Here is an 11170-nt window from a genome sequence, read left to right on the forward strand (position 1 = left end):
CGCGAGGTAGCAGCAGGCGTTGGTGTCGGCGCGCGCCTCCTCGACCGAGCCGTCCGCCGCGGTGTAGGCGGGCCAGCTGCCGTCGGCGCGCTGGCTCGCGAGGAGGAAGCGGTAGGCGGCGGTCGCCGCGGCGCGCCGGCCGGAGACGGCGAGCGCCATCGCCGCCTCGACGTGGTTCCAGGGGTCGGCGTGGCCGCCCGGGAACCAGCAGATCATCCCCGAAGGTGCCTGCGCGCGCAGGATCGAGGAGGCGAGCGCGCCGCGGTCGGGGGCGCGCCTCACGCCGGCCGCTCCAGGTAGAGGACGAGGCTCTTGCCGATCAGCGGGTTGAGCACGGCGTCGAGGGCGCGGGTGAGGCGCGGGCGGGCGACGATGTCCCACACGAGGAAGCGGTGGTAGGCGGCGACGAGCGGGTGGTCCTCGCGTCCCACGCCGACCGCACAGCGCAGCCACCAGTAGGGGGAGTGCAGCCCGTGGCGGTAGCGGCGGGCGAGGAGGCGGAAGCCCGCACCGGCGAGGCGCGCCTCGAGCTCACGCCGGCGGTAGATGCGGAGGTGGCCCCCCTCGACGCCGTGGTACTCCCGTGAGAGCGCCCAGTTCACCCGCTCGGGGCCCCGCCGCGGCACCGAGAGGGCGAGGCGGCCGCCGGGGCGGAGCACCCGCAGCACCTCTGCGATCGCGGCCCCGTCGTCGGCCAGGTGCTCGAGGACCTCGGAGGCGACGACGACGTCGAAGCTCGCGGCCGCGAAGGGCAGGAGACGGGCATCAGCGGAGAGCGCCGCCGAGGCCGGGGTCGCGGCCAGCTCCCCGGCGGCGCGCATCGCCCGCACCATCGCCGCGACGGCGGGTGGCTCCTCGAGGGAGGCGTCGAGCGCGACGACCTCCGCGCCCTCGCGGAGGAAGGCGTAGGCATGGCGGCCGCCGCCGCAGCCGAGGTCGAGCACCCGCTCCCCCGGCAGCACCTTGAGGAGCGAGGGCTCGACGGTCAGCAACCGCGGCTCCCCGCGAGCAGGCGACGGTAGGCGGCGACCGTCCCCTCGGCGCAGCGCTCCCAGCTGAAGCGCTCTGCGACGCGCTCGCGCCCGGCCGCGCCGAGGCGGGCGCGCGCCGCCTCGTCGTCGAGGAGCCCGCCGATCGTGAGCGCGAGGGCGCCCGGGTCGTCGGGGGCGACGAGGCGCCCCGTCCCACCGTCGGGGCCGACCACCTCGGGAAGGGCCCCACCGGTCGTCGCGACGAGCGGGACCGCACAGGCCATCGCCTCGACCGCGGGGAGCGAGAAGCCCTCGTAGAGGGAGGGCACCACCGCGAGGGTGGCGCGTGCGTACTCGCGCACCAGCTCCTCGTCGGAGATCCCGCTCAAGAAGGTCACCGCGTCGGCGAGGCCGAGCCGCTCGAGGGTCGCGGGCACGCCGCTCTCGGCGCGCGGCCGGCCGATCACGACGAGGTGCGCCTCCTCGTGCTCGACGCGCAGCTTGGCGAGCGCCTCGAGGAGGGGCACGAGCCCCTTCAGCGGCACGTCCGCGCTCGCCGTGGTGATCAGCCGCCCCGGCGCGCGGGCGACGCCGGGGAGGGGGCGGAAGATCGCGGTGTCGACGCCGACGGGGACGACGACGAGGCGCTCGTCGGCGACGCCCATCTCGCGCACGATGTCGCGCCGCGACGACTCCGAGACGGTGAGCAGGAGCGGCAGCCGCCCCGCCACCCTCCGCTGCATCGCCGAGAAGCCGTACCAGCGGCGGACCGAGAGCGCCCGCAGCCGCCCCTCGGCGTGCGCGAGGTCGACGGCGCGGTCGATCGCGATCGGGTGGTGGATCGAGGCGAGGACCGGCGTCCCCGCGGCGAGCACCCCGAGCAGGCCGTCGCCGAGGCACTGGTCGTCGTGCACGAGGTCGAAGGCGCCGGCGCGCCGCGCGAGCTCGGCGGCGACGCGCCGCGAGAAGGTCCGCGGCTCACCGAAGCCACCGCTGCGCATCGTCGCCAGCTCGAGCAGGTCGGCCGCCGAGGTGAGCTCGCGCCGGCGCGGCCGACGGAAGGGGTCGGCGTCGCGGTAGAGGTCGAGGGAGGGGACGCGCACGAGCTCCACCCCGTCGGCGAGCTCGGGGTAGGGCTGGCCGGCGAAGACCGTCACGGCGTGGCCGAGGCGGGAGAGCGCAGCGGTGAGGTGACGGGTGTAAACGCCCTGGCCGCCGCAGTGCGGGTTGCCCCGGTAGACGAGGAAGGCGACGCGCAGCGGCCGCTGCGAGCCGCGCGCCTCCCCTCGGTCCGTCGCAGTCACGCGCACACGCTGCCCGTTCGCCGCCCGGGCCGCAACCGCGGCGCTCTCAGTGGCCGAGGCCGAGCGAGATCGCCTTCGCGAGGAGGAGGACGATCGAGAGCACGAGGTAGCCCATGAGGCCGCGCAGCACCGCCTTGCGGCCGCGCGTCATCGCCATCGGGGCGAGGAGGGCGGCGGCCGGCATGTGCCAGTGCTCGCGTCCCTGGCGGCCGACCGGCCCGAGGGTGCGCTCCTCGATCGCGCTGTGGCGGCCGAGGAGGATCCCGACGACGATCCCGGCGAGGAAGAAGACGACGAGGATCGCGCCGAGCACGCTCGTCGGGACCTGCGAGTCCACCGTGGTCAGCATGAGGATCATCGACAGCCCGAGCAGCACGGTGATCACGATGCCCGCGAGGACGTTCAGCCACGGGCGGTTGACCCACGGCCCGAGCACCTCGCGGTCGTTGCAGAGCAAAAGGGCGAAGATCGTCGTCGAGGGGAGGAGCATCCCCGCGAAGGCCTGCACCGCGAGGATGAACAGCCCGAGGTTCACGTGCGGGATGAGCACGATCCCCGCCGCCACCACGACGAGGAGGGTGAAGAAGGCGTAGAACTGCTTCGCCTCGCCGAAGCTGCGGTCGAGCGAGGAGCGCATCCCGAACAGGTCGCCGACCGCGTAGGTGGTGGTGAGGGTGACCGCCGCCGCGCCGATGATCGAGGCGTTCAGCAAAACGATCGCGAAGAGCGCCCCGGCGCCGTTGCCGAGCGTCGCGTTGAGGCCGCGCGAGACCCCGAGCCCGTCGGTGAAGTGGCCGAAGAGGTGCGGGTGGCCCATGAAGGCGAAGGCCGTGCTGGCGATGAGCAGCGTCGCGGCGAGCACCGTCACCCCCGAGCCGAGGACCGTGTCGGCGCGCTCGTAGTTCACGAAGCGGGGGGTGATCTTCTTGTCGACGATGTTCGACTGCTGGAAGAAGAGCTGCCAGGGGGCGACGGTCGTGCCGACCACGGCGATGATGAACAGCAGCGCCGTCGAGTTCACCCCACCGAGCACCGCCGGATGGGTGTACCCGTGGACGATCGGCCCGAGGTGCGGGTGGGCGAAGACGACGAGGGGGATCACGAGGAAGTTGGCGACGACGAAGACGAACATGAAGCGCTCCCAGCGGCGGAAGCTCCCCGACGTCGTCATCGCGATCAGCGCAGCCGCCGAGAGCGGCACGCTCAGGTAGCGGCTCACCCCGAAGTAGCCGAGGGCGAGGGTGATCCCGGCGAACTCGGTCGCGATCGTGAGGAAGTTCAGCACCAAAAGGCCGGCCACGGAGAAGCGCGCCCACCGCTTCCCGAAGCGCTCGCTGATCAGCCGCGTGTAGCCGACACCGGTGACCGCGCCGAGGCGGACGACCATCTCCTGGTTGACGATCAGCACCGGGATGATGAGCGGCAGCGTCCACAACAGCGTGAGGCCGTAGTTCTGCCCCGCCTGCGCGTAGGTGGAGACGCCGCCGGCGTCGTTGTCGCCGACCATCACGATGATCCCCGGGCCGACCACGGCGAGGAGGTTCAGCAGTCGCCGGCGGAGCGGGCGGCGGCCGCCTTCGTCCTCCCGGACCGTCCCGAAGGCGCCGCGGATCTCCGTGGCGGGCTCGTCTGTCGGGCGCGGCGCGTCGGCGCGCTGGCGCGTGTCCTCGGTCATGGGCGGTTCACCTCCCCTCGGGGTACGGCGGCATGTGCTCGCGCGCCGCGTCCGGGGAGGGCCGCTACTGCAGTTCGGCTCCCTCGGCGTCCGGCGCGTCAGGCTGGTCGGGTAACCAACAGTCGGCGCTCAGTGCCTCTCCTTCCATCGGCCCGTCTCCGCCTCACCTCGGAGGGAGGTGGCTCCCGGCGGGCACCGGAATCGCCGCGACGCGTCGCGGCGCACCTCTCTCGTCAGAGCTTCGGCACCCGCCGGCGTAGGTCTTGCGACCAGCCACTTTGGACCACCCCTTCGTCCGGGGTGGACTGTCCTGACCCGGAGTGTCTCTCGACAGGTGGGGTCAGTGGCCTGTGTCCGACGAGCCGCCTCACCGAACGAGGTGCGGCTCTTGCGCCGAAAGGGTACCGCCTCGGCGTCACACGCCGCAGCGAGACGCTCCGGAGGGATGGCCGGCGTGGCGCGGCGTGCCCCGGGAGCCGCCGAGCCGCGGGGCGACCACCGCGTTCGGGGAAATATCCTCGTGCCGCAGAAGAGGCGGTCGTGCCCGTGCTCCGCGTCGAGGATGCGGGGCGCGCGATCGCCTGGTACGCCCGGCTGGGCTTCACCAAGGAGTGGGAGCACCAATTCGAGCCGGGTTTCCCCTGGTTCGTGTCGGTGGCCAGGGGGCGGGCCCGCATCTACCTGTCCGAGCACCAGGGTGACGCACGCCCCGGCACCCTCATCCACCTCTACGTCAACGACATCGAAGCGGTGGCGGAGGAGTTCGCTGTCGCGATCGACCAGGACGGCCTGGCCGGCCGTGAGTGCGACCTCGAGGACCCCGACGGAAACCGGCTGCGGATCGCAACTCCTCGCCCGTAGGGGGGCCCGGGCCCCACCGCGAGGTTCCGCGGTCGGCGTGGAGCGCCGCGAGCGGCGCAGCGGCTCACTCCCCGGTGCCGGTCATCCCGTAGTCGCGGCGCCAGCCCGTCGGCAGCAGCAGCTCGAGCACGTCGTCGACGGTGATCACGCCGACGAGGTGCTGCTCCTCGTCGACGACGGGGAGCGCCGAGAGGTTGTAGTCCGACATCCGCCGCTGGATGGCGTGCACGTCGGCGTCGGTCCGCAGCACGACCGGGTCGCTCTCGGCGACGGCGGCGAGGCGCGCCGCGGGGTCGGACTTCACGAGCCGGACCGCGGTCACGATCCCGGCGACGCCGCCCTCGTCGTCCTTGAGGTAGACCGTTGCGAGGGCGTCTTCGGGGAGCTTGCTCTCCCGCAGCGCGGCGAGCGCCTCGCCGACGGTCGCGCTCGCGGCGAGGAGCAGGAAGTCCGGCGTCATCAGGCCGCCGGCCGTCTCGGGGTTGTAGTTGAGGAGCGCCCGCACCTTTGCCTGCACGGGCGCCGGTAGCGCCTCGAGGATCGGAATCCGCCGCTCCTGGTCGAGGTCGACGATGAGGTCCGCGGCGTCGTCGGGCTCCATCGTGGCGAGCAGCCTCGCCGCCTCTTCGTCGCTCCGGCTCATGAGGAACTCCCGCTGGTGCTCCTCGTCGAGCTCCTCGAAGACGTCCGCCTCGAGCTCGCGGTTGTTCTGGCCGACGGCGGCGATGATCTCCTCGCCCTCCTCGTGGGAGGCGGCCTCGACGAGGTCGGCGATCTGTGCCGGCTTCAGCTTCGCGAGCTTGCGGTAGGGGATGCGCAGGCGGGCCGTCGGCACGTGGCTCAAGAAGGGCTGGATGCTCGCCCAGTCAACGATCTTGCCGGGGCCGACGCGGCGTGCGAGGGGCCGCGGCAGGAGCCGGCGGAGCGTCCCGCGGCCCGAGGGGTCGACGCCGACGACCTGCCAGGTGCCCTCGACGCAGGCGAGCTCGATCTCGTTCGCAGAGATCAGCCGCGCCCCGACGAGGTTGATGAGGTGGCGGCCGGCGAGGTCGCGCACGAGCAGCAGCTCGCCGGCGCGGCGCTCGAAGCGACCGAGGTTGAGCGTCTCGCCCTGCAGCTGCACCCGCCCCGGGCGCAGCTCCCAGACGAGGGAGATCGGGACGAAGAGCTCCCGCCCGCCGATGCTCGCCACGAAGCCGCCGACGACCGGATGGTCCGAGGCCCCGGGGCGGACGATGAGGTCCTCGATGCGGCCGATGCGGTCACCCCGTCGATCGAGCAGCGGGCTGTGGACCATGCTCGAGAGGTGCAGGATCTCTGGAGCCATCAGCGGGCTACGTCCCACGAGGGGCTCGGTTTACCCACGCCCTCATCGTAGTGACCCGGCCGACGGCCGACGAGCCATCCTTCCCCCGCCCGTCACCGCGGCTCGGGCAGTCGTCGCCACGCCCCGCGAAGTACGATTCCCCGTGGGAAAGCGAGGTCGGGATGGGTTTCCAAGTCTGCACCGGGGCGATCATGACCTGCAGCTTCGGGATGTCGCCGTCGGTCTTGGACGTGCTCCCCGACACCGGCGTCTTCTGTCCCCTCCCGGCGGCGAACATCGAGGACTCGATCCCGATCCTCAACATCGAGCCTTTCGTGATGTGCATGAGCGAGCTCAACCCCGAGGTGATCACCGCCACCGCGGCGGCGCTCGGGGTGCTCACCCCGATGCCCTGCCTGCCGATGGTCACCGACCCCTGGTTCCCCGGTGCGGTCACCACGATGCTGGGCGGCCTGCCCGCCCTCGACGACACCTCGATCTGCATCTGTGACTGGGGCGGCGTCATCGTGATCGAGGACCCCGGCCAGTTCGAGATCCTCGTCGAGTAGCGCTACTCGGGCGCGTCGTAGGGGACGAGCGAGTCGAGGATCTCCATCATCCGCGCGAGCGAGAGCACCGACGACTCGAGCTCGACGTACACGCCCTCGCGTTCGCTGCGGACCCGCCGGCGCTGCACCCGGCCGTGCTTCTCATCACAGACCTCCACACCGGCGACGGGCTGCCAGTCGTCGTGCGCCGAGCGCAGGAGCGGCTTGGCCGCCTCGGTGAGCCGCAGCTGGCCGCGGCCGAACTGCTCGTCGACGACGACGTAGGCAAAGACGACGTGGCGGGGGCCGAGGCCGCGGCGGTCGCCCTCGAAGACCTGCACGTGCGGCGCCACCGGGGAGGGTGAGGGCTCGGGGACGAGGGGGTTGAACTCGAGGTTCTCCATCACCCCGTCGAGCGAGACGTGCTGCGCGGCGCGTGCGGGGGCGAAGTGCTCGGGGACCGAACTCTCGGGGGCGAAGAGGTTCGGCGCCACCGGCGCGTCGTAGACGACGCGGGTCACCTCCATCTGCACGAAGGGGTTGCCGCCGTGGAAGGCCGAAAGGCCGAGCAGCACGCCGCGTTCGGCGTCGATCGTGAGCTCGTACTCCTCCGCGCCGGGGCCGGCTTCCCGCAGGAGCGTCCGGTCGCGCGGACGGACCGCGCCGGGCGTGGCCCGGAAGTTGAACGCCGGCCGCATCGCCGCCGTGACCGAGCGGACGTTGGAGAACTCCATCAGCCCGAGCAGCTCGCTGAGGGTGAGGAGCAGCCCCGGGGGCCCGAGCATGAGGCGCACGGGCCGACCGACGCCGCCGCCGCTCGTCGGGCCGAGGGTCGGCGACCACCGCCACCAGCGGGGCCCCTGGCCGACGACGGTGATCAGCTCCCGCCCGATCACGTACTCGCTGCGGACGAGGACGTCACCGCCCCGCCAGAGGTGCCAGCCCTGCTCGCGTTGGCCCTGGGGGAGGACCGAGGAGCCGCGCAGCGCCCGCACCTGCATCACCGCGCCGCGCTCGCGGCGCATCGCGACCGCCGCCTCGCGGGCGGCGATGCGGTCCTGCCACGTGCGCCCCTCCGCCTCGAGGGTCTCCCAGCGTTGGTCGGCGGTCTCGACGAGCTCGCGGACCTGGGCCGGGGTCGTCACCTCGCCCCGCCGGAGCGCCGGCTCACGTGTTGTTGTTCACGGTGCCGTCGAAGAGCACGGTCGTCGAGCAGGGCTGGGTGCCCCCCGCCGCGCAGCTCACGCTGGCGATGAGGGTGTCGCCCTGGTGGAAGCTGATCCCCGTCTTCAGCGAGAAGTCCTCCGGCGTCGTCGAGGCGAGCGACATCACGAAGATGTACGAGGGTGTCTTCCCCCCCGGCGGGAGGATGCCGACCTGCAGCGAACTGCCCTCGACCGCGAACTCGTTCTGCATGATGATGTCGGTGAGCGAGAAGGTCTGACCCGAGGGGATCACGAAGGAGGCCTGCTGGACCTGGCCGGGAGCGGCGACGACGGGCAACGAGTCGTTGAAGGGCCCGATGTTGAGCGAGGGGCCCGAGGCCGGGAGCGTTGTGGTCGTGGTCGTGGTCGTCGAGGCGCTGGTCGTCGTCGGCGTGGTCGTGGTCGTGGTCGTGGTCGTGGTCGGAGCGCTCGTGGTCGTCGAGCTCGTCGAACCGGAGCCGGAGCCCGAGCCCGAGCCGGAGTTCCCGGCCGTCGCCGCCGTGGTGGTGGTCGCGGCGGCGGTCGTCGTGGTGGCGGCCGAGGTCGTCGTCGTCGCCGCCTTGGCGGTCGAGACGGCGGTCACCTTCTTGTTCACCGCGCTCACCTGGCCCTGGGTCTTGGTCAGCTGTTGGGAGACCGAGGCCGTCTGCTTCTGGGTGGAGGAGATGGCCGGCTGCACCGCGGAGACGGCCGCGTTCTTCACCGTCGGGCGGATGACGAGGAACCAACCGGCGAGCGCGGCGAGGAGCGCGAGGCCGGCGAAGGACCCTTTCGGGAGCATCGCCTTCTGCAGGAGCGTGGCGTCGAGGAGGATCGGCTCGCCGTCCTCGGGCTCGACGCCGACCTTGAACCGCGCCTGCTTCTCGGGGCCGCGCAGGTAGCGCTTGCGGGGGACGATCGTGAGCTTCGCGAAGCTCGTCGTCCCCGGCTGCAGCACGAGCTGGCGGGGCTTGATGTTGATGACGAGGGTGTCCGAGGGGTCGCGGCCGCGCAGCGCCACCGGGACCGGGACGTTGCTCTTCGAGTCGATCGCCATCCCGAGCTTGCCCTTGCGCTTCGCGGTGGCGACGGCGGGGATCAGCTCGGCGTTGATGTCCTGGAAGGGGGCGAGCTCGAGGGTGCCCTCCTCGACGACCGAGCCTTCGGGGTCGTTCGCCGGCACCACCTTCACCCCGAAGGGGACCGAGCCGGGCGGGATGTGCCACTCGCGCGGCGCCTCGAAGGTGACCGTGACGTCCTGCTGGGTGTTCGGGAAGAGCGAGATCGCGGCGGGCTCGACGCCCGCCCAGCCCGCGGCCTCGCCGAGGACGGCGACGGTGAACTGCTCGACGATCGTCCCGGTGTTGTGGACCGTGAGCGTCGTCTCGACCGAGCGTCCCGGGGTGATCTCCAGGTGCTCGGTGCGCAGGATCGCGATTACTGAAGCCATCGGCCCACTCTTTTCACGGTATCGGGCTGATCCGCGCCTCGATCGGCGTTGAGCCGTTCCACCCGGTGATGTACTCGAGTGTCTGAGGCGCGACGTTACTCAGCCCGCTGTAGGCGTCCGACGAGTCGCCCTCGACGAAGTCGTTCTGCCCGCCCATCTGGATCGTGTCGAAGGCCTGGGTGGTGGTCTCGGCGGAGCCGTTGAAGATCTGGGCGAAGTAGGTGTCAGGCCCGGAGCCGCCGGTCATGGTGTCGTGGCCGCCGCCGTTCCCGAGAAACACTCCTCCCCCGTTTCCTCCTACCAAGGTGTCGTAGCCCGCGGAGCTCGCGGTCATCGAGTCCTGGTTGTTGTCGATATTGATGCCGCCGAGCCCCTGCAGGGTCTGATTGGCCGCGTTGGCCACGAGTTTGTCCGCCCCGCTCGTGCCGAAGACGGTCGTCACCCCGCTCAAGGTGTCGGTGCCCGAGGCGGTACAGCTGGCGGATTCACCGGCTTTCAGCTGCGCCCACCCGCACTTCTGCGCCGCTCCGGTCTGGAGGTTGACGGTGACCCCGTCGTTCGCGGTGTCGGGCGTCATCCACTCGTAGTCGACCGTGCAGGAGCCGCCCGTGCACGTCACGGTGTCACTTCCGGTCTGGCTCCCCGACAGCCCCGTCGCGATCACCGCCGTGCCTTCGCTCTTGATCGTGACACCCCCGCCGATGCCGACGAGCACGTCGGCGCCGGTCCCGCCGTCGATCATCGAACCCGTCACGCCGATGATGACGTCGGCGAAGGGTGAGCCGATGACCGTCGTGATGTTCGCGGGAAGCACGACCGAGCCCCCCCAACCACCCGACACGCTGAGGCGTGGGAGCGTCACGCTCGCCACTCCGGCATCGGGGAGGTTCACCGTCTGCGAGGTGCCCGAGAGGTTGACCTTCACCCCGGCCGGGGCGTTGGCGAAGGAGAGGCCGCTCGTGCCGCTGCCCGCGTTGATCGTCAGCGAACCCGAGCCTGGCTGGTAGGTGTCCGCACCGCTCCCGCCATTGATCACCACTGTCCCGCTCCCAGCGATCAGCGTGTCGGTGCCGCTGCCGGCGTTGATGGTGGTGTTGGTGCCGCTGCCGGCGTTGATCGTGTCCGAGGAGGACGAGGTGCCGGTGATGGTCGTGACTGCCGAGGAGCCGAGGATGTTGCTGCCGAAGGGGGAGCCTATGACGATCTGGATCGTGCCGGGCACGACCTCGAGCAGGCCCGCCCCCCCGGTGCTCTGGAAGCCGTGGAGGGTGAGGTCGAGAGTGATGGCCGAGAGCGCATTGGAGAGGTCCAAGGTGTTCGTGCCGGTTCCGCCGTTCACGACCTCCATGCCGCCGGAGATGAAGAAGGTGTTGTTCCCGCCGCCGCCGTTCAGCACGCCCGGGACCGTGGTCGAGCCGGTGATCGAGTCGGCGTACTGCGAGCCGACGACGCTGCCGAAGCTGTGAAGGGTCATCGTGCCCGTGTAGCCGCCCCCCGAGACGCTGCCGCTCGCGAGGCTGACGGTGACTCCGGCGGTGGCGCCCGAGAAGTCGATCGTCTCGCTCCCGCTCCCGGCGAAGAGGTTCCAGTTGCCGGAGGCCGCCACGAAGGTGTCGTTGTCGGCGCCTCCGGTGATCGTCGCGATGTTCGAGAAGGTGTCGTGCAACGCGCCGCTGCCGCAGTTGGTGCCGCCGAAGTACACGGTGCCCGACCCCAGGCAGATCGTGGCCCCGAAGCCGTTGAAGGTGTACTGGGGCGTCGAGTCCGTGATGAACGCGGTCGTCGAGGTCGCGGTGAACGTCGTCGGCGTACCCGTGAAGGCCCCCACGAGCGAGATCGTGACCGGCACGGTGGTGTTGATCGAGGCGCTT

The 11170-nt window shown here is 71.6% G+C and carries 9 protein-coding genes and 1 riboswitch; of the genes, 2 read left to right on the plus strand and 7 right to left on the minus strand.

What is annotated here, in order from left to right:
• Window positions 1-278: 278 nt before the first annotated feature.
• The 3 genes from VNF07_06845 to VNF07_06855 are packed head-to-tail and all read right to left on the minus strand — an operon-like array spanning window position 279 to window position 3950.
• Complete coding sequence (locus tag VNF07_06845; GenBank protein ID HVB05943.1) at window positions 279-992, minus strand: class I SAM-dependent methyltransferase; 714 nt, start codon at window positions 990-992, stop codon at window positions 279-281.
• A complete protein-coding gene (locus VNF07_06850; protein ID HVB05944.1) occupies window positions 986-2275 on the minus strand; it encodes a glycosyltransferase family 4 protein in 1290 nt (429 codons plus the stop codon). Before VNF07_06850 ends, VNF07_06845 begins: the two co-directional genes overlap by 7 nt.
• 46 nt (window positions 2276-2321) lie before the next feature.
• Window positions 2322-3950 carry an NRAMP family divalent metal transporter gene (locus VNF07_06855; GenBank protein HVB05945.1) on the minus strand — a complete coding sequence of 543 codons (1629 nt, stop codon included), beginning with the start codon at window positions 3948-3950 and terminating at the stop codon, window positions 2322-2324.
• Between the two features lie 218 nt (window positions 3951-4168).
• A riboswitch (M-box (ykoK) riboswitch) is annotated at window positions 4169-4336 on the minus strand.
• A gap of 154 nt (window positions 4337-4490) precedes the next feature.
• Here VNF07_06855 and VNF07_06860 point away from each other — a divergent pair.
• Complete coding sequence (locus tag VNF07_06860) at window positions 4491-4811, plus strand: glyoxalase superfamily protein (GenBank protein HVB05946.1); 321 nt, start codon at window positions 4491-4493, stop codon at window positions 4809-4811.
• Window positions 4812-4875: 64 nt separating this feature from the next.
• On the opposite strand, the gene VNF07_06865 is transcribed toward VNF07_06860, so the two are convergent.
• Window positions 4876-6138, minus strand: a complete 1263-nt coding sequence (locus VNF07_06865; GenBank protein ID HVB05947.1) for a CBS domain-containing protein — start codon at window positions 6136-6138, stop codon at window positions 4876-4878.
• Between the two features lie 161 nt (window positions 6139-6299).
• Here VNF07_06865 and VNF07_06870 point away from each other — a divergent pair, with 161 nt between their 5' ends.
• Window positions 6300-6686, plus strand: a complete 387-nt coding sequence (locus tag VNF07_06870) for a DUF4280 domain-containing protein (protein ID HVB05948.1) — start codon at window positions 6300-6302, stop codon at window positions 6684-6686.
• A gap of 2 nt (window positions 6687-6688) precedes the next feature.
• Here the strand turns inward: VNF07_06870 and VNF07_06875 are convergent, their stop codons facing one another.
• The 3 genes from VNF07_06875 to VNF07_06885 all read right to left on the minus strand — a co-directional run.
• Window positions 6689-7810 (minus strand): hypothetical protein, encoded by a 1122-nt coding sequence (locus VNF07_06875; protein ID HVB05949.1) that lies wholly within the window; start codon window positions 7808-7810, stop codon window positions 6689-6691.
• A 22-nt stretch (window positions 7811-7832) separates the two neighbouring features.
• The gene (locus tag VNF07_06880) at window positions 7833-9299 is read right to left on the minus strand and encodes a hypothetical protein (protein HVB05950.1); all 1467 of its coding nucleotides are present in this window, start codon (window positions 9297-9299) and stop codon (window positions 7833-7835) included.
• A 13-nt stretch (window positions 9300-9312) separates the two neighbouring features.
• Window positions 9313-11170 (minus strand): hypothetical protein (locus VNF07_06885; protein ID HVB05951.1); only part of this gene is annotated, 1858 nt, incomplete at its 5' end.

Source organism: Acidimicrobiales bacterium (assembly GCA_035533595.1).
Taxonomy (GTDB): Bacteria; Actinomycetota; Acidimicrobiia; order Acidimicrobiales; family Bog-793; genus DATLTN01.